This window comes from Pseudoalteromonas sp. T1lg75 (assembly GCF_002964705.1).
GTDB lineage: Bacteria > Pseudomonadota > Gammaproteobacteria > Enterobacterales > Alteromonadaceae > Pseudoalteromonas.
Map to the genome: position 1 here is coordinate 257055 of NZ_PQCD01000033.1, position 18979 is coordinate 276033.

Sequence of the window (18979 nt, forward strand, 5' to 3'; positions counted from 1 at the left end):
TAAGTATGGGTTCATTGTCCGGTAACTATTATGGCCCTTCACTCCTGTTAATGTTCCTTTGAACCTTTATTGTTGTTAAGCAGGTTAGCCAGCTATATTTGTAGCTGGCTTTTTTTTGCCTGGGCGTCGCCAAGCTGGCATCATAGGGGCTGCAAAAAATAAGAGAAAAGGATCTAAGCATGCTGAAATGGGTAAATTACCTACTATTTGGTTTTATGTTGAGCGTTTTGACGCTGCAATCGGTTTGGGCCCAAACTGAGCAGCCAGCAGATACGCTACCCGAGCAGCAGGCGAAAGGACTTTCTCAAGCGCAACAAGCACAGGCCCAGCAAACGGTGTCTGAGTTAAACGAGCCCATGTATCGCCCACTGATAGAGCGTTACATTCTCGATGAATTACAGGCCGTGCGCAAAGATCAGCAAGCCTTGCGTGCCGAATACGTGGAAAAGATAGCGCATGCTCAGCTGGACACGGCCGATCGCGCCCTTGGCTACACCACAGACACAATGAATAACCTATTTATCTTGATCACGGCCACCGTATCTATTCTTGTACTGGTGGGCTGGAATTCATTGCGTGATGTTAAAAACAAGGTAGAAGACATAGTCAACACCCGGGTCAAAGCGATTACCGAAGAGTATGAATCGCGGCTGGCCGGTTTAGAAAGCCAGCTCCGTGAGCGTTCTGAAGAAATCCTCAATAACCAGAAAAAGATCACCATTACCAATGAAATCCACTCGTTGTGGATGCGGGCCAACCTTGAAAGCGACTTTGGCACTAAGGTGGAGATCTATGATGAAATCCTCGCTCGCAAGCCCGAAGACGTTGAAGCCATCGCCTACAAGGCCGATGCATTGCTTGAGCTCGGTGATATTCAGCAGGCGATTATCCTCTGCAACCAAGCCCTGGAGGTTGACTCTGACTATGGTTATGCCTATTGGCAACGTGCTTGCGCCTACGCCATGACTCACAAGCACAGCGATGCCCTTGCTGATATTCGTATGGCGTTGGAATACTCGCCAAATCTGCGTAACGAGCTGCTGCACGAAAGCGCCTTTGCCAGCTTGCATGATAACGCCAGCTTCAACGATATCGTTAACGGCTAAGCAAGATAGATTAAGATAAAAAACGGCGGCCAGTGGCCGCCGTTTTTTATAGCAAAGGAATATGGTAGCTGGTTGCGTATAACTGTTGTGCCTGAGCGTTATAGACCTTTAAATTCCAAGTACCCTTGTCCTTGTCATTGAAGTATAAAAGGTTGCGCCACTGATCAAGGGGGGAGCCCAATTGAATCTCGTAACGGGTATTCAGAAGTTGCCCGTTTGTGTCCCGGTGCTGCCATTTAAGGAAGACGGTAAAGCGGCTTTTGCGTGAGTCTATACCATCTTGGTCCAATTCATAACGTAGCCCAAAGTAACTCGCTTCATGGCTATTTTCGGTGTCCGGCCACTGTTCACCTAGATGTATATATTCATTGGGGCGTAGGTGCTTGTCGCTTTGTTGTTCATAGTAAAAACCGCTATCTATAAGATTAAGGCTGTAATCTTCATCAGTGTTATTGAGCATTTTTTCAATAGCAGATACAACCTGTTGTCGTTGTGTGGGTGAAAAGCGATTTTCGATTACGATTTCGGCGATGAATTTTTCCAGTTTGGATAGGTTAGCTATTACGTCACCTTGTTTTTGTGCTTTTTCTAGGTGCGTTAAACACTTTTGGTAATCACTAAATGGAGCAGGTGCGGTGCAATGCATTGTTGTGACGGCAAACAGATTATAAAGTGAATCGTCATGGATATATGCCTGCTCAGCATTGTCCAGTGCTTTGTCAATATTGGGCTTATGATTGATACCCACCCAGTAAAGCTCAGCGAGATGTTGATAAGCAAACTTATTTTCAAGTTCAATCGCTTGTTCGTACATTGAAGCCGCAGCTGCTAAATCCACCTCGGTATCAATGCCATGATGTTTGCGATACGCGGCATACAACATGGCTTCATTGTGCTCTAGCTGGGCGGCTTGAACGAAGTAATCCTGTGCTGCTTTAGCACGAGAAGCTGACACATCATTGGCTGATAACGTCCTCGCTATCGACCAATAATCGTTGGCAACCGCAGCCCTATCCGAGGAACTGTCGATATGTTGTTGCCATTTGGGTAGAGACAATTTTCGCTGGATAAAATCGGCTACTAATGCAGCATAAGCTTGTTCATGTCGCCAAAGGCTGAAACCATGACCTACGTCCTCAAAAAAGACGTGCTCAATGTCTGCACCTTGCTGCTTAAGCACATAATTGAATCGGTAACTTTGCTCAAACCCTGAGGTATCGTCCTGCTCACCGGCAATCAGCAGAATGGGAGCCTGTAACTCTTGGTGGCGATATAAAGGGGATAGTTGCGTGAGGTTGTCGTTATATTCACCTACAGTGCGAGCTACAAATTCTCTAAATTCTTTTTGTGCCCTTAGGTTACTCATGTTGAATAATAGCGGCAGATCATAAATGCCGAACCCCGCGATGACACATTGAAATTCTTCCGGGTGCATTATGGCTAATAAGGTCGCCGAGTAGCCGCCGTAACTATTGCCCATGGCGCACTTGTATTTGAACCTTTGCTGGGCCTTGATATGGGCCAGCGTCGCCATGATGTCTTCTTCAATTAGCTGACCAAATTGTCCTACGCCCATTTTTTGGAAGGATTTTCCATAACCGGATGAACCGCGAAAGTTAACTTTTAATACACTGAACCCGCGATTAGCCAAGTACTGTACGGTAGCATTGAACTCTTGTGTATCTTGAACCCCTATAGGGCCGCCGTGAGGATATATGAGTAAGGTATCATTGCTAAAGTGTAGGGGCTGTGTGAGAAAAGCTTCAATGGTGTGGCCGTCGCCAGCCTTAAACTGAATAAACTCTGTTTTTGCTAATTGCAAAGGTTCACCTTCATATTCAGAAAATAGTTGTTCTAAATGTTTCTCTTTGCCATTAAATAAGTAATAGCTGCCGCGGCTATCTGAGCCATGAGTAAAGATAATATATTGCTCGGTGGGTAAATTTACGGCGGTAAAAAAGAAGGAGGTTTCGGCCAACAAGGGGGCAATTTGTTGCTTGACACGGCTGTAGCTGGAGGCCAAATATTCTCGTTTATAACGACCAGATTGATAGTAGGCTATGCTTTGCAAAAGCGGGCCTTGCTCACTGACCCAGGCGTCTTGTACGTCATAGCGGTCGTGGGCATACAGTACCTCGCCTAGTGTTTTTGTTTTAATATCAAAACTATGCACCTGAATTTTGTCGCTTTTCTGGTTGCTTAGAACGGCTAGCTTATTGGCGGTTAAAAACCCGATGGGCAAAAAATAGGAGTCGTCGTTCTTAATTGATAATACCTCTTGCCATTTTCTTTCCCCCATTGCTCGCTGCTTAATTTGAATGCGGTTTTCTTCTTGTTGATAGGCAAAGGAAATGAGCTTATTTACTTTAGTGTCGAAAAAAACACGGGTGTTTTCGTCAATGTTCTTTTCTATTAGCCTAGCCTTGCCAAATTGGCTATTGAGTAAATCCTCAATGGAAATTTTAAACAGTCGATAGCCATGTTCTGTTGATTTTGCATATAAAACGTAATTTGGCTCAGAGGGTAAAAAGCTGGCGATATATCCTGCTTGCTGGAGTTCCTTTTTTTTGCTTTTTGGCTCGCTATCTAGGTCCGATAAAGTCAGGACAAATCGATATGGTTTATTTTTATTAACAACAGTGAGGTAGAGCTGCTCATCGTTAAGCCAGCGGTACTCCCTGATCCTCAATTTTGCGGATATTTCGAGAATATTCGTTTGTTGCATTGAGTCGAGCTTAGTTAATAAGATTCTCTGTTCACCAGTTAGCTTCGGTAAATTAATATGACTCATCCATTGCCCGTTCGGAGAGAGCTGAGCATCGTAATTGTTTGCAGAACGAAATAGCTCTTCACTGGATATGAATTGTGCTTGAGCCAGGGAGCAGAAAAGTGAACAAATTAATATAAGTAAGTATTTCATTTTTGCTCCTGACTAATATTGTGCTGTTGGACGTACTCTAGGAATCCATCTTCACCCGGCCCACCATAGGCGATGTGTCTTTGTTGCAACAGATTAGGAAAGCTTTCTTCGAGGTAAGCTAAGGCTTGAGCACTTCTGTTTATTAATTCGATATAGGACCGTGTACGCCAAAAGCCAGTTGTAGCTATGTCTAAGTGGCCAACATAATTTATTTGGCTTTTTTGCAGGGATATTTGCCAATTTTGTTCATCATCTAGCTTCAGGTAGCTATATCTATTCAAGTCTACCCGCTCTATATGATAGGTTCCTAAGGGCAAAGCAACGAGTATGTAGTTGCTGCCTTGGCGAATGTCTTTAGGGGTCAAAAGAATGTTTTGAGGGCCGCTAATACGGATAGATTTTAAACTGCGGTTAGTGTTGACGCCTATTAGAAGATAACCCTGCTCGTCTGATTCGAGACGATCGGAATCTATCTTCTGGTGGCTCACTTTAGTTGCACAAGCGCTTAAAAATAGCGTCAAGGCGAAAAGTAAAACTCGTTCCATCGATATGTACCATGTCAATATTTGTCATTATCAATTGACATGATACACAAATGTAAAACTTTCGTTAAGTTCTAGGTTTGGTTTTAGCTTTACCTAGTAATAAAACCTTTCTTAGCACCAGTTACTTCCCTCTAAAAAACAGCACCTTGGTGACCTTGGCATTATTGATTTCATAGCTGGCGACCACTTCGCCGCGCTTATCCACCACCTCGGGGTCCTGGCTGCATGACTCTGAGAGCTCCTGATCTATCACGTATTTACCGTGCACGATGCGTTTTATAGGCGTGCTTTTTACACATTGCAGATTCTTGAACATGGCGCCATAGCGGGCAATTAACTGCTCCTTGCCGCTGAACATCAGTTTGTCGGGAAACATATAAAAGGAAATATCTTCGGCAAAATAGCTAATAAAGGTATCTATGTCCTTGTCGTTGTAGGCGCTAAGCAGGCGTCAACCACGGCTACGGCCTGCTGTTGAGCCGCGCTTAATTGCTTTGCGGTGCGCTTTTCAAGTTGATTTTCAACCAGTTCGCTTTCTTGGGCGCTTAGGGGGGCGGCACTTTCGCTGGCCTGTGCCGGTTGCCACAGCAGGGCCGCGAGAAGAGCGACAATATAGGTTTTCATAGTTAGTCCTTTGGTTACTACCAGTATTGCTCTACGGTTATGTGCCCCGGGGTCCGGCGGCGGTTGCGATTGTAGCCTAAATCGCTTAAACATTGCGTGGTTTCTTTGACCATGTCGGGATTACCGCAAATCATGAACTGTGCCACATCCGGGGTGGCCTCAAGCTGAACGTGTGCAAAAAGCTCGCCACTTTTAATTAATGCTGGGATACGCTTTTTGAGTGGCGTCGCCTCGTCCTCGCGGGTTACTACGGGCACATATTGTAATTGTGGGTGTTGTTCCTGCAGCTCCTGAATCATCTCCTTGTAGCTGAGATCCTTGCTGTGTCGCACACAGTGTACCAGCACTATATGTTGAAATTGTTGCCATACCTGCTGCTCTTGCAGCATAGATAAAAACGGGCCGATGGCGGTGCCGGTACTGAGCATCCACAGCTGCTCGGCGCTCGGTACCTCGTCCAGGGTGAAAAAGCCATTGCTTTGGGCGGCAATTTGCACGCTGTCACCCGGTTGTAAGCGTGCCAAGGCCGCTGAAAGAGCACCATCGTCTACCTTGATCAGATAAAACTCGAGGTTTTTCGAGCTCGGTGGGTTCACAAAGGAATAAGCTCTTGCTACGCGCTCATCGCCGATTTGTAGCGCCAGTTTGGTGTATTGTCCTGCCGTAAATGGGTCTATGTCTGCGGTAACAATCAAACTAAATAGCTTTTCGTTCCACCATACCAGCCGTTTTACTTTTGCCTCTAACCAGTTTGCCATTGTTTGCTCCAAAGCCTTTAGCTTCAATAACTTAAATCTGGCAATACAATGGGATAAAGTCAATGAACAATCATTATGTTAATGCCACCCAAACCTTCAGTATCGCGCTGAATTACTTACGCATGGGGTGGAACGGGCGAGGTGATGACAAGGTACCCACACTTAAAAACGCATCGCTTGTTCAATAACGATACCGTGACGCGCCGCTAAGCGGGCATGATCCTTGTCATAGCCACCGCCTATTACGGTTGCTACCGGGGTATTGTGCTCCAGGCAGCGTTTGAGAACCAGGTGATCCCGACGTGCTATACCCTGCCAACTGATATCCAACTTGCCAAGGCCATCGTCTTGCCAAATATCGACGCCGGCATCATAGAGCACTAGATCGGGGTTTAGGCTCTGCAGTAGATGAGAGAGGGTATCATCGACTACGCCCAAATATTCATCATCACCCATATTATCGGCCAGGCCGATATCCAGGTCACTGGCGCACTTTCTAAACGGGAAATTCTTCTCACAATGGATTGAGCAGGTGAAGGCATAGGGCTGATGCTGCAAAAGTGCCGCCGTGCCATCGCCCTGATGTACATCCAAATCAAAGATAAGCACATTGGTCACCTCGCCCGATTGGATCAGGGTTTGGGCGGTGAAGGCCAAGTCATTCACCATGCAATAGCCGGAGCCAAAATCGTAATGCGCGTGGTGGGTGCCACCGGCCAAGTGACAGGCAAGTCCATGTTCGAGTGCCAGGCGGGCGGTTTTTAGCGTGCCCAAGGGGGCGGTAAAGGTGCGGGCCATCAGGCTGGGAGACCAGGGTAAGCCGATGCGGCGCATGGCTTTGGCATCGAGGCGGTTATGCCACAGGTCGTCGACATAGTTGTCGCAGTGCACCAGGGCGAGATCCTCCGGGTAGCCTATTTCCGGCTGATGCAGGTTGCGCTGCACTAAGCCTAGCTCCTTCACGTGCTTATAAAGGCGCGCAAATTTGCTCATCACAAATCTGTGATTGGGATCAAAGCTAAATGAATAATTAGGGTGATACACCAAGGGTAAATGCGGGTTAAAGCTCATAAGATTCGACAGCCGTACTTTTGTAAAGAGTCTACCGAATGATGAACGTCTTTGCCCAGGTTTCTTCTTTATCAGGCGAGTGACGCTTTATTACCTAGGGTTACATTTTGCAACCTGATGCCGACTTGAAAGCCAGGTGAGCGCCCCAACCTTACTTGAGTAATCATTCAAGAATGCTTAGGAGTTAATAAAATGAACCGTCAAATCCTGTTGAACTCACGCCCGGTAGGGGAGCCCACCGCCGATAATTTTCGTTTGCACCATGGGGAGATCCCAAGCCCAAAACAGGGTGAAATGCTGCTGCGCACCGTTTATCTCTCGCTTGACCCTTATATGCGGGGGCGCATGAGCGATGCCAAGTCTTACGCCGAGCCGGTTGCTCTTGGCGGGGTGATGTTTGGCGGTACGGTCGCGCAAGTAGTGGAGTCTAAACTGGATGGCTATGCCGAAGGTGACTGGGTGCTGTCGATTAATGGTTGGCAGGACTATGCCATCAGCACAGGTGAGATGGTCATTAACCTGGGTAAAAACCCAAGCAAGCCATCCTGGGCCTTGGGTGTCTTGGGAATGCCCGGCTTTACCGCCTACATGGGCTTACTGGATATCGGTAACCCTCAGCCAGGCGAAACAGTGGTGGTCGCCGCGGCCAGTGGCGCGGTAGGCTCGAACGTGGGTCAGATTGCAAAAATTAAAGGTGCCAAGGTGGTGGGTATTGCCGGTGGCGAAGAAAAATGCCGTTACGTGGTTGAAGAGCTTGGCTTTGATGCCTGTATCGATCATAAGGCCGATGATTTTGCTGAGCAATTAGCCGCCGTGTGTGAAAAGGGCATCGATGTCTATTTTGAAAACGTCGGCGGTAAGGTGTTCGATGCGGTATTACCGCTATTAAATCCCTGCGCCCGTATTCCTTTGTGCGGCAATATCTCCCAGTACAATAGCGACGAGCTGCCGGCTGGGCCGGATCGCTCATACCAGTTGATGTCATTTTTGCAGGTAACGCGCGTAACGGTAAAAGGCTTTATCATTTACGATGATTACGGCCATCGTTATGACGAGTTCGCCAAGGATATGCAACAGTGGGTGAGTGAGGGCAAGATCAAGTACAAAGAGCACATGATCGAAGGCCTTGAGAATGCGCCAGCGGGATTGAACGACGTACTCAACGGGCGTAACTTCGGCAAAATGGTCGTCAAAATTAACGAACCGCTTTAACCAGGAAAGAAAAAGCCGAGTTTAACTCGGCTTTTTTATCTTCTTTTTACTCAACTTTATTGAGTATTCTCAGGCTCTGATATGAGTAGTCACTTGCACCACTTTTTACTGCAAAGCTGTAACTAAAGACGGTCTGACCAGCCTCGCTGTGCAGCGGACGTAGCGAACGCATAAAATACATTGCTTCCGGAGTCGCCAGCGTCTCGGTATAACATTCATCATAGCTTGTAGCAGTAGGACAATAATAGCTTGAGATAAACTGAATTCTACCTTGCTCATCAAGCTTCCATAGGTCTCGTCCACTGTAGAAATCATCCACGCTTGGCTGATAATCAAAGAGCTCGCTATAATTGCCAAAGCCGCCGCCGTGCAACCACATATAATTGGTAGTGTCTTTCATATCCAAGCTGATGAATGCATCCTGATGCTGGTATATGCCGATAACATCGCTCAGCGTGTTAGCCGATGCCAGGTTGGTATCCACCTCCATAAAGGGGTAGGCAAGATAACTTTCTGACTCTGCAAAATATCGCGCAGCCCAGGTTATCTCTCCATTACTAAAGAAACTGTATTCCGTGGTCGTTGTTCCATCATTTACCGCCAGAACATCTGCTCCTTGAGTCAGTGTGAGCGTGCGTTCCTCAGTTTGTTGGTTTTTGGGACTGTAAATGTGCGTTGTAGCCTTGGTTGCCGACTCCAGCGTGAGTACCGTACCGCCAATCAAATACTCTTCTTCACCTACTGTGGTTGCCTCAGTAATAAAGCGCCCCGAGTAACTGGCACCAGTCGCCAGCGCCGGCGCAGAGATCTTATCTACCTTACTATAAATGAGCACATCCGCTTGCGGCATGAGTGCGTCTTCGAGCTCACTCGGATTAAGCAAGCTAATACCTTGCGACTCTGCCTTTAAATCATTGTGGTGCAGTAACTCAATGGCTAAACCTTGCTCCGTCTGCGCCAGTACTTTTATACCGTCTATATAATGGGTAAAAAATAAATCTACATAGTTATAATCTATATCATGGAATGAGCTGTAAAAATCCTCAGAAAGCTCCGAAAGGACGAGTTGATTACCTTCTATCTGGGTATTGATAGCCGTGCTATTGAAGTCTTTCCCTTTTATTCTTGCATAGAATACAGGCAGACTGGCTTTATCTGCGCTTGGCTCAAGATGGCCGACCCCATAATAGCTCGAAGGTTCGTCGATGAAGAAATAGCTGTGTTGTAACTCAGGCTGGACCGTTTTAGTTAAATTCATAACGGTTTCTGTTTCATCCGTGCTCAGCACCACACGAATCTTATCCTGCTCTTGAGCAACAACTTCGAATTCCAGCCAGTCATATTCTGTGCATGATAGACAGGCATATTTTTTGATATCCGTAGTAAAACCCGTGTCACTCACTTCATAGGAAAAATGATGGATATCACCATTGTCATCGGTCATAACGCCGTTGTTGCTCTCGGTGAATGCTAACGAATTACCGTTAACAGGGTTAGTCCATAAACCTTCGAGCACACCATCACCAAGTGCAATGTCTTGCCATTTATCCGGGTTATCTGCGACGGTCAATGTCAGTTGATAATCGACACTGGCCTTGCCATCGCTGACTTGTAAAGTAACTGCGTGTTCGCCAATATCAAAAAAGCCTGGAGCGAGAGTTAAGGTTAGCTGTGAGTTTGCTACCTCTGTGCTTAACCAGTCCGGCTGCTCTGCGACCGAAACCGAGACGGTGTCGCCATCGGCATCGGCCAGATTTAATACCTCTTGGTATTCGGCGGCTGCTTTTACCTCGTAAGTGAGGGTGCCGCTAAGGGTTGGTGGAGTGTTTGTGGTTACCGGAGACGGAGTCGAATCGTCATTATTATCTGAGCCTCCACAACCTACTAATGTTGCAGAGATAAGAGCGGCTAGCGTGAGCTTCTTCATGGATAATTCCTTTATCATTGTTATTATTTTGTAATAACAATGTGATTATATTCTCTTTTTCGGGACGGTTTCTAGTCATTTATTCCGTTATTTCCGCGTATTTAGTGCATAGCCTGCTTATATTTTAACTAGATATAGGGGTAAATCGCCCTTCAAATGCCAATAAAACGCCTTATGTAATGTTAAGTAATGTTAATGAAGAGGGGCTTGATATATCATGCCCGCCATCCGAGCGTCTGCTATCTGGCCTGCTGCATGCTTGCCGCATAGCCTGGCGTTAGCAAAGCAATAATAAATCCAATTAATGAGAAAAACGCAATGACAACAAAAATAGCGCTGCCTCTGGCCGTGTGCTTTATGCTGAGTGCCTGTGACTCCAACGATACTCAAACCCAGGAGCCACCCGCCGTTGAGGCCTCTGCGGTAGAAATTGAGCTGCAAAGCCTGATCGCCACAGAGCAGATCACGCCATTAGTTCCACCGCAAGAGGCCGTCGCCATCGACAGCCCGCTGGCACAATTAGGCAAGCAGCTATTTTTTACCAAAGCGCTCAGCGGCAATTTAGACACCGCCTGTGCAAGCTGCCATCACCCCAATTTAGGCGGCGGCGATGCCCTGGCCTTGCCGGTGGGCGTTGAAGCGCTGGAGCCGGACTTACTAGGACCCGGGCGCCTTCATGATGCTAACGGGTATCACCATGATGGCGGGCCGACCGTGCCGCGCAATTCCCCCAGCACCTTTAACCTGGCATTTTATCAGCGCACCCTGTTCCATGATGGGCGCATCGAACTGCTGGATGAACAAGGCAGCATGCGCACTCCAGACTCCGCCTTCGGCGAGCGTGATGACAAGGCCGGCGTTTCTCTGGCTCAGGCGCAAGCGCGATTCCCGGTGACCTCAAAAGAGGAGATGCGTGGTTTTGACTTTGTTGCCAATGGCAATAACCATGATTTACGTGCCGCATTACAAGCGCGTTTTCAGGGCGATACCGACGAGCTGGCCATTAACAACTGGCTGGAAGCCTTTCGCCAAGGCCTAGAGCAAGCCGATGGCAGTGCAAGCGCCTTGCTGACCTTTGACAACATCACCCTAGCCATTGCCGCTTATGAAAATTCCCAGGTGCTTATCGACAACCCCTGGGCGGCGTATTTACAAGGTGAGCAGGATGCTATTAGCGAGCAAGCCAAGCGCGGGGCGCTGCTTTTTTACAAATCCAGCGAGCAGGGCGGCTTTGCCTGTGCCAGTTGCCATCAGGGAGGCTTTTTCACCGATGAGTCGTTCCATGTGCTAGCGGTGCCGCAGATAGGCCGTGGTAAAGGTGATGGTGCTTGGGGAGACGATGACTTTGGTCGTTATCGTGAAACCAAGGTTGCCGATGACAAATATGCATTTAGAACGCCGACCCTGCTGAATGTCACGCAAACCGGGCCTTGGGGGCACAGTGGTGCTTTTAGCGAGCTGAGCGACATGCTGGTGCATCACCTGCAACCTCATCAAAGCATCAATGATTATGTGCCCGATGACACTCAGCCGGGAATACAAATGAGCCACTGGCGAGATAACACCGAGCAGGCATTGGCACAACTGGATAGACTGCAAAGTGAGGGTAAGTCACAGTTGCAGCCAAGCAGCTATGATGCACAGCAAATCGAAGACTTATTGGCATTTTTGGCCACCCTCACCGATCCCTGTACACAAACACCCAGTTGCATGAACAAATGGGTGCCCGGCGTGGATGAGCAAGACGCTGACGGTTTGCGCCTGCAGGCCTATGATGGGGATGGCAACCTACTGTAACCCTGAGACGCGGCGTTACAGTGTGTTGCTTATTACACAGTTACGCCGCAAGCGCTTGCCTCGATACAGGCATAGGTCGGCTTGCTTAAACAGGGCGTTCACCTGAGCCTTGGTGTATTCGGTGCTGGAGACACCCAAGGTGGCGGTGACCTCTATCAGCTCCTGATTAATGCAGATGCTGGCGTGGGCGATCTTCTCGCGAATTTTTTCGGCTACATGCACCCCTTGTTCCTGTGTGGTGTTGGGCAAAATAATGGCAAATTCCTCTCCGCCAATGCGGGCCACGATATCGTATTTACGGATCACCGTATTGAGTAACTGGGCCACGGTTTGCAGCACCAGATCGCCACCATGATGGCCGAAGTTATCATTAATTTGTTTAAACAAGTCGAGGTCAAGAATGATCAAGGCCAGGGTCTGTTCTTCGCGCACTGCCTGATCCAGGCGCAGTTGCAACTGCTCAAAGAAATAACGGCGATTATAAAGTCCGGTGAGGGGATCTGTGGTCGACTCTTTACGCAAACGCAGTTCCAGCAGTTTGCGCTCGGTAATATCGATCACCATGCCGGTCCACATAATGCCACCGTCGGTTTGTCGCTGCGGTATGGCATGGGCAAACAACCACTTGTAACCGACGCTCAGGGTGACCTTAAATTCACATTCGAAGTCTTCCAGCTTGGCGGCCGAGTGCACGATTTCTTCCAGCATATTCTCTCTGTCGCCGTGGGCGACCTTGCTTAACATGCGTGCCGGGTTTTGCAGCGCCTGCTCCGGCGTTACCTCAAAAATACGTTTTACCCCTTCACTGGCATAGAGAAAATGCCAGGAGCGCGAGGCCGTTAACACAAATTGATAGATCATACCGGGGATGATCTGTGCCAGGGCATCCATGCGGGTGTGCAGGCTCATATTCTCAGTTTTATCGAACAGTGAACCAACCAGGGCATCCGCCGCGCCATTGTTGCCTTTTGGCGCTTTCAGGCGCTGGCTGTGCTCACACAGCCACACATAATGGCCCTGACTATGGCGAAAGCGATAGTCACATTTACACACGCCCCGGGCACCTTGAGCAAGCCAATGATTATATTCCGCCTGCAGCGCTTCTCTGTCTTCCGGGTGTATTTGCGCCAGCCACCAATGACTGTTGCCTTGTATGCTGGCAACGTTGTAGCCGGTGATGCGCTCAACCTCGACCGACATATAGGTAAAGTGGCCCAGGCGATTGAGTGGGCTCTTAAACACCGCCGCCGGCAGACTATCGATAATGGAGTTGAGCTCGTTGCGCACCTGTTGTAGCTCATTAATGGTGTTGATGCGGGCGCTGATATCTATATGGGTGCCGGTGATCCACTCCGGCTGGTTGTCGACGGTGCGGGTAGCTACCCGGCCGCAATCCCGAACCCAGACCCAATGCCCGTCCTTGTGCTTTAAGCGCACCTCGCACAGGTAATCCTCGTCATCACCACAAAAGTGGCGTTCCAAGGCGCTGTTTGAGCGCTTAATATCATCCGGGTGGGCAAATTCAAGCCAGGTTTCAATGGAGATGGGGGAGAGCTCTTCCAGGGTATAACCGATAATTTGTGCCCAGCGCTCATTTAAGATCACCTCGCCGGTTTGATAGTTCCACTCCCAGGTGCCGGCGCGGGTACTGTTGATAATGGTTTGCAAACGCTCGGCATAACTGAGCTGGTGGTAGCCGGAAAGGCGCCTTTGCAGGGAAACCATAATATACGCCTGCTCGCCGCAACACACATGTAAGTCACCCTGATACTCGCCGTTCTCGCACTCGGTTTCTACCCAATAATGTTCGTCCAGAAGCAAGGCTCTGAAATCCAGGGTTTCGACGCTGGTGCGAAAAGCAAACTCATCTATGTGTAAGCCCAGGTAACGTTGCAAATGGCGTGGGAAGACCGCATTGCAAAGACCGCCACAATCGAAAAGCAAGATGATGGTATTTTCGTTGTTGCTCAAGTTGGTTCCTACAACTGTTTAGCTAAGAGTTATCGAGCCTGATTCTTTAGTATTAGTTGTTGGTGGCAGAGCGCTCGGTGTTAGAAAAAAGTATAGTGGAGGGATTTCTATCTGCGAACTTTTGTTCAGTTTTCATTAAGAGTTTTGAGCGTGTGTAAATAAGTGTAAAGAATCCGTTGGTTTATCTGGGGTTCATGGAGTCGCCACTAGAGTAAAGATATTACAAAGAGGTCAACTGACCGAAAAAGGAGGTCCTTATGCGACTCACTACATTTGTTATCGGTGCAGCACTATTTTGTTTGGCACCCCTGGATGCGGCCCTGGCGAAACCCGATCACTTTATGCCGCCAGGCCAAGAGAAAAAGCTGGTGAATCACGACGATCGTGATCACAAATATCGCCATGAAGGCGACAGAAAGCGGTATGACCGTCACGAGCGCGACAGAAAGCGCCATAAGCATGATCGCAAACATAAAAGGGACCGTCATTATGACCGTCACCATGATCGCCACTACTATGGCCATCATAAAAAGCATAAACGTAATCGTCACTACTACTGCGACCATTACAGCCATCGCCGCCATGACCGCTACTGGCGTGTAGGTCACCATATTGATTACGACCTATACCGCCATGGCAGAATACTGCGCCGCGACCGCCACGGCCACGTGATTGTCGATATGCACGGCGACATTTTCCGGGTACTGGAAAACAGCCTGGAGATTGTAGAAATCCTAAGCCGTCGCCATTAATTAAGATACGCACTGGAACGCCCCGCAAGGGGCGTTTTTTTGTGCCAGGAAAAGCGTGGCGGCCTTTGTTATTACTATTTGGTGTGTTACTTTTCTTTCATAACTATAAGTAGTAGAAAGGATTCTTCTTGAGCGCTCAGTTTTATAACCAGCATGCTTCGCAATTGGCGGAGCAATACCTCGGTACCGACTTTGAAAAGGTGCATGCGTCCTGGTTGCATCTGCTTAAACCACTACTAAATAGATCACAATGTCGCATGCTGGACATTGGTGCGGGAGCGGGTCGGGACGCCTTATACCTGGCTCAGCATGGGCAAGATGTTGAGGTTTATGCGGTGGAGCCAGCCAAAATGCTCGCCGAGTTAGGTGCCAGGCATACAAAGGATCATGCCGTGCATTGGCTGGAAGACTCCTTGCCGGCACTCGAGCGTGTTACCAGCAAAGAAATCAGCTTTGACCTTATTTTGCTTAGTGCCGTGTGGATGCATATTCCCGAAGGGCAACGTTCGCGAGCGATCCGCAAGCTGGCAAACTTACTGAAACCCGGCGGGCAACTGGTGATCTCCTTGCGTCATGGGCAAGGAGAGTTAGAGCTTAAAGAGCGGGGCATGTATCAAGTATGCGCGGATACGTTAAAGCAATTAGCAACGCAAGTTGGCTTGCAGTGTATTCTCTGCACCGAGCTCCAAACCGATGAACTCAACCGTGCAGATGTACATTGGCAAACCGTCGTACTGCGCTTGCCGGATGATGGTAGCGGATCCTTTAGTTTAATTCGTCACGTAGCCCTCAATGATGGTAAATCTGCGACTCATAAATTGGCATTGATGCGAGTGCTGTTGCGTATCGCCGATGGCCACCCCGGAGCCGTGATACGCAGGGAGGAGAATCGCGTCATACTGCCGGCAGGTTTGGTAGCTCTTTATTGGTGCCATCAATATAAAGATCTAATCGACCATTACGAACTTTTCCAAACGCCGAATGCCAGCCCAAACATGGGGTTTATGAAAGAGGGTGGCTGGCATAAATTAAGGCACTTAGGTTCAACTGACTTTCGCGTTGGCAACCTATTTGCTGGTGAGGATGCGCTTGCTTTGCACCGCACCCTTTCCCATGCGGTGCAGAATATTCGCGATATGCCCTGTAAATATATTACCTTCCCCAATACAGAGCAGTGCGTATTTGAGCTTGCGAGCCAAGTTGTTCGTGCCAAGGACACTCTGTTTTTAGATTTTGAGAGCCTGTGTCAATGGGGGGAGTTTTCGCTTCCCGAACATGTTTGGACGGCACTGAATCGCTACGCCTGTTGGATTGAGCCGGTGCTAGTCAGCGAATGGGCAAGAACCATGGCTAATTATCGCGGTAATGCAATTCACTTAAAGCAGCAGCCATATATCTTTTCTCAGGCATTAAACTGGCTTGACCCTAAGCGCACAACCACAGAAGTGCGCCAGCGATTGACCGAGATGGCCGAAGAGGGTGATGCGATTCATTGTGTCTGGACGCAACGTTCGCTGCAGCAAGGTTTTGATGTTGATCATTGCATGCCTTTTTCACGCTGGCCAAATAACGATTTATGGAATTTATTACCGAGTACACCCAAAGCGAACAATGAAAAGCGCGACCGATTGCCCAGCAATACCCGTTTGCTTCATGCAGGGGAACATATACGCCACTGGTGGCAACAAGCCTGGGAAACGGAAAAAGAGAGCGTGCTTTCGCAGCGCTTTTTCGCCGAGGCGAATCTGGCGCTACCGGGCTTAGGAGTGGGCAATCGTTCGATAGACGATTTGTTTGCCGCTTTGGTATTGCAGCGCGGGCGTTTACGGGATTTGCAGCAGTTGCAGGAGTGGTAACTAAACAACTTTATTGCACTTACTAACACAATAAAATGGCGCCCATCGGGCGCCATTTCGCATTAAGATTTTTCGTTTTCCAACGGGCCGGCGCCTATGTCTATCTTTTCTTCCTGCGGGGTGAAGTCGGGGTCGAGCGACAGGTTGGCGAAGGGGTTGGCCTTGGCTTTTTTGTTCTGCTCTTTGTCTTCTTCAACCTCGGTTTCTGGAACCAGTTCTTGCTCTTGAACAGGCGCTTGTTGTGCCAGGGCCGACTCTAATTCCAGCAGGGCATCATCCAGTGACTGCGCTTCGGCGTCGTTGAGTTCCAGATTTACTTCTGGCTCAGGCTCCATTTCGCTCGGCTCGTCAGTAATGGCCTGGGTGTTGAGAGGTTGCGTTCCGACTTGTTCCACTTCGCCTTGCTCGTCTTCAAGCGTTGGCGTGGCAAGAGGCTCAACTATCTCGGTCAGAGCTTCAGTAGGTTGGGCCTCAACAGGTTGGGCCGCATTCGGTTGGGCCGCACTCGGTTGGGCCGCAATAGGCTGCTCTATAACCTGCTCATTAACGGCTTCTTCGTTATCTTGCTGTGGCTCCGGCGTTTGTTCGAACTCCTCAGCATGAGTTGGATTTTCCATGCTGGGCTCGTCCTCAACGGGCAGTTGTGACGCGTCACTGCTCGGTTCACCTTGGTGGCTACCTTGGTGGCCACCTTGGTGACTTTGCGGCTCTTGCTCAGCAGGCGTGCTCTCAGTCGTTTGCGTGGTGTTCGAGCCGCTTGCCTGGTTTAAATAGGCCTGAAATTCTTCATCTGACATGCTCGACCAATCCTTACTGGTCGGTTGCGGTTCTGCTGCAGGCGTCTCTTCTTGCGGCTGCGCGTTTGTCTCGGCTTCAGGGGTAGCCGTAGGCTCTGTTACAGGAGTCGGGCTCGGCTCCTCAGTATCAGCTTGCGCTTTTTTACGCACAAAGGGGTGGATTTCGGCGCAATGCTGGGGCTCGCTATGGCTGGCGGCTTTGCTTGCAGCGGCCTTACGGTGTAAAGGTGCAACATTCTGCGGCTGTGGCTCGTCGTTGCCATCGGCTTGCGGTGTTTGCTCAGTTGAGGGTTCGGCTGAAGGCTCGGCTGAGGGCTCGGCAGAAGCATCGGCTGAGGGGGTTCCCAATAGGGCATCCGCTTTTTCTTTCAACAGTGTTCTGGTTAGTTCTGGGCTAAGCGCTGCATGAGCCCCATAGGTCAGTAATTGCTTAATTTGGTCTTTATGAGCCGAGTTTAGTTCTTCGCCGTAGTCATGGGTGCTGATGCTGAGCACATGCTCAACAAACTCTTTCTCATGTAGCACGAAACTTGGCATGGGCGACTTAAATACCGCCTCGTTGTTAAACACGATAAGACAGTTGATCTCTTGCATCGGCAGTGAAAGCATCTCGGCCAAACTCTGCGCTTGTTCACGCAAGGCGGTAAGAGGGTTTGCAAACTTTTCGTCTTCGCCGTGGTGTCGGGTGGTCCATTCCTGGGCCTTTTCGCCGCCGTAAATATCACCGACAGCATCGATGTGGGCGACCATAAATACACCAAAGGGGCTCAGCAAGAGGTGTTCTATGTTTGTGCTTTTGCCTTCCTCACCGGTGGCGATGGGCACGTTGGTAAACTTGCTGTAAAGCTGCGGGTCTAAGGTGGCTTTTTTATTGCCGATCAATTTTTTCAGAGCCTTTATAAACTCCGAGGGCTTACTCATGGCTTGCGGTTTGCCTTCTGGCGACAATTTCGGCTTAGCGATAGCAATTGATTCTTGGCGTTTTTTACGCACCACCACCAGTGCGGCAATGCCAACTATGAGCACGAGTAAACCGAGAAGTGCAGGGACCATCATGTCCATCAGGCCTGACGTTGCAGTTTGTGCAATGGGCTGAGGTTTAGGTGCCACCTTGGTTGGTTTTGTTTGGGCTTTTGGTTCGGCCTTAGGCTGTGTTGAGTTTAGCTGTGCAGTCTGGGTTTCTGTGGCGCTGCCTGCTGCTGCCGTTTCGGTATTAGCCTGCTCCTCAGCGGAGGCTTGTTGAGGCGCACTTGCTAAGGTAGCCACTACTTCTGGCTTGGTGGTGTTGCTCGGGGTGCTTTGCGCCTGCGTGGAGGCCAGCTCTTCTGCGGCACTGGTTTCGGTTTTAACTTGCTCTGTAAAAGGTTCGGGCTTAACCAGGGTCGCGCGCTCTGGCTCGTTAGCGCTTGCCTGAGGTCTTGTTTGTTGCTGTGCCTGGGCGTTTTTAAATTGCTGACAGTTTCTGTCATAGTCGCGCCGCGCGCTACGGTAAGTGGGATGCGTGCGCGAATGGTCGAATTGAGCCATTTGTTGTTTTAATAGAATACACATGGCGCGGTTATATTCTCGCGCCTCGGCTTCGCTAGCTGGCAACAGAACTAGGGTAAAAAGTAGTAGAAAAGCTAATCTCATTTCCGAAACAT

14 protein-coding genes are annotated in these 18979 nt (G+C 49.1%); 5 read left to right on the plus strand and 9 right to left on the minus strand.

Annotation, left to right across the window (positions count from 1 at the left end):
- Window positions 1–179 precede the first annotated feature (179 nt).
- Window positions 180–1106 carry a tetratricopeptide repeat protein gene (locus C2M36_RS07770; RefSeq protein WP_234399117.1) on the plus strand — a complete coding sequence of 309 codons (927 nt, stop codon included), beginning with the start codon at window positions 180–182 and terminating at the stop codon, window positions 1104–1106.
- Between the two features lie 46 nt (window positions 1107–1152).
- Here C2M36_RS07770 and C2M36_RS07775 read toward each other — a convergent pair whose 3' ends face one another.
- From C2M36_RS07775 to C2M36_RS07800, 6 genes are all read right to left on the minus strand, one after another.
- A complete protein-coding gene (locus C2M36_RS07775; protein ID WP_105254416.1) occupies window positions 1153–4026 on the minus strand; it encodes a prolyl oligopeptidase family serine peptidase in 2874 nt (957 codons plus the stop codon).
- The gene (locus tag C2M36_RS07780; RefSeq protein ID WP_105189235.1) at window positions 4023–4571 is read right to left on the minus strand and encodes a hypothetical protein; all 549 of its coding nucleotides are present in this window, start codon (window positions 4569–4571) and stop codon (window positions 4023–4025) included. Before C2M36_RS07780 ends, C2M36_RS07775 begins: the two co-directional genes overlap by 4 nt.
- A 121-nt stretch (window positions 4572–4692) precedes the next feature.
- Window positions 4693–5019 (minus strand): nuclear transport factor 2 family protein, encoded by a 327-nt coding sequence (locus C2M36_RS07785; RefSeq protein ID WP_105254417.1) that lies wholly within the window; start codon window positions 5017–5019, stop codon window positions 4693–4695.
- Window positions 4989–5195, minus strand: coding sequence for a hypothetical protein (locus tag C2M36_RS07790; protein ID WP_105254418.1), 207 nt, complete (start codon window positions 5193–5195; stop codon window positions 4989–4991). The genes C2M36_RS07785 and C2M36_RS07790 overlap by 31 nt, the downstream gene beginning before the upstream one ends.
- 17 nt (window positions 5196–5212) lie before the next feature.
- Entirely contained in the window at window positions 5213–5953 is a 741-nt protein-coding gene (locus tag C2M36_RS07795) for a ferredoxin--NADP reductase (RefSeq protein ID WP_105254419.1), read from the minus strand.
- 162 nt (window positions 5954–6115) lie between these two features.
- Window positions 6116–7024: a histone deacetylase family protein gene (locus C2M36_RS07800; protein WP_105189232.1), complete on the minus strand. Its 909-nt coding sequence runs from the start codon at window positions 7022–7024 to the stop codon at window positions 6116–6118.
- A 192-nt stretch (window positions 7025–7216) separates the two neighbouring features.
- Between C2M36_RS07800 and C2M36_RS07805 the strand changes: the two genes are divergently transcribed.
- Window positions 7217–8236: an NADP-dependent oxidoreductase gene (locus C2M36_RS07805; protein ID WP_105254420.1), complete on the plus strand. Its 1020-nt coding sequence runs from the start codon at window positions 7217–7219 to the stop codon at window positions 8234–8236.
- A gap of 46 nt (window positions 8237–8282) precedes the next feature.
- Here C2M36_RS07805 and C2M36_RS07810 read toward each other — a convergent pair whose 3' ends face one another.
- A complete protein-coding gene (locus C2M36_RS07810) occupies window positions 8283–10163 on the minus strand; it encodes a hypothetical protein (protein ID WP_105254421.1) in 1881 nt (626 codons plus the stop codon).
- A 318-nt stretch (window positions 10164–10481) separates the two neighbouring features.
- Here C2M36_RS07810 and C2M36_RS07815 point away from each other — a divergent pair, with 318 nt between their 5' ends.
- Window positions 10482–11960, plus strand: coding sequence for a cytochrome-c peroxidase (locus tag C2M36_RS07815; RefSeq protein WP_199883026.1), 1479 nt, complete (start codon window positions 10482–10484; stop codon window positions 11958–11960).
- Window positions 11961–11975: 15 nt separating this feature from the next.
- Here the strand turns inward: C2M36_RS07815 and C2M36_RS07820 are convergent, their stop codons facing one another.
- A complete protein-coding gene (locus tag C2M36_RS07820; RefSeq protein WP_105254422.1) occupies window positions 11976–13931 on the minus strand; it encodes a GGDEF domain-containing protein in 1956 nt (651 codons plus the stop codon).
- 257 nt (window positions 13932–14188) lie between these two features.
- On the opposite strand from C2M36_RS07820, the gene C2M36_RS07825 reads away from it, so the two are divergent.
- Both C2M36_RS07825 and C2M36_RS07830 read left to right on the plus strand, forming a co-directional pair.
- Window positions 14189–14683 carry a hypothetical protein gene (locus tag C2M36_RS07825; protein ID WP_105254423.1) on the plus strand — a complete coding sequence of 165 codons (495 nt, stop codon included), beginning with the start codon at window positions 14189–14191 and terminating at the stop codon, window positions 14681–14683.
- Window positions 14684–14811: 128 nt separating this feature from the next.
- Window positions 14812–16539 (plus strand): class I SAM-dependent methyltransferase, encoded by a 1728-nt coding sequence (locus C2M36_RS07830; protein ID WP_105254424.1) that lies wholly within the window; start codon window positions 14812–14814, stop codon window positions 16537–16539.
- A 62-nt stretch (window positions 16540–16601) separates the two neighbouring features.
- On the opposite strand, the gene C2M36_RS07835 is transcribed toward C2M36_RS07830, so the two are convergent.
- A complete protein-coding gene (locus C2M36_RS07835; RefSeq protein WP_158678880.1) occupies window positions 16602–18968 on the minus strand; it encodes a nuclease-related domain-containing protein in 2367 nt (788 codons plus the stop codon).
- Between the last annotated feature and the right edge of the window lie 11 nt (window positions 18969–18979).

Bases quoted from the DNA above. Each gene is read 5' to 3' on its own strand.
- C2M36_RS07780 (WP_105189235.1), bottom strand. From the start codon at position 4,571: ATGGAACGAGTTTTACTTTTCGCCTTGACGCTATTTTTAAGCGCTTGT.
- C2M36_RS07795 (WP_105254419.1), bottom strand. From the start codon at position 5,953: ATGGCAAACTGGTTAGAGGCAAAAGTAAAACGGCTGGTATGGTGGAAC.
- C2M36_RS07800 (WP_105189232.1), bottom strand. From the start codon at position 7,024: ATGAGCTTTAACCCGCATTTACCCTTGGTGTATCACCCTAATTATTCA.
- C2M36_RS07805 (WP_105254420.1), top strand. From the start codon at position 7,217: ATGAACCGTCAAATCCTGTTGAACTCACGCCCGGTAGGGGAGCCCACC.
- C2M36_RS07825 (WP_105254423.1), top strand. From the start codon at position 14,189: ATGCGACTCACTACATTTGTTATCGGTGCAGCACTATTTTGTTTGGCA.
- C2M36_RS07775 (WP_105254416.1), bottom strand. From the start codon at position 4,026: ATGAAATACTTACTTATATTAATTTGTTCACTTTTCTGCTCCCTGGCT.
- C2M36_RS07815 (WP_199883026.1), top strand. From the start codon at position 10,482: ATGACAACAAAAATAGCGCTGCCTCTGGCCGTGTGCTTTATGCTGAGT.
- C2M36_RS07790 (WP_105254418.1), bottom strand. From the start codon at position 5,195: ATGAAAACCTATATTGTCGCTCTTCTCGCGGCCCTGCTGTGGCAACCG.
- C2M36_RS07835 (WP_158678880.1), bottom strand. From the start codon at position 18,968: ATGAGATTAGCTTTTCTACTACTTTTTACCCTAGTTCTGTTGCCAGCT.
- C2M36_RS07770 (WP_234399117.1), top strand. From the start codon at position 180: ATGCTGAAATGGGTAAATTACCTACTATTTGGTTTTATGTTGAGCGTT.
- C2M36_RS07810 (WP_105254421.1), bottom strand. From the start codon at position 10,163: ATGAAGAAGCTCACGCTAGCCGCTCTTATCTCTGCAACATTAGTAGGT.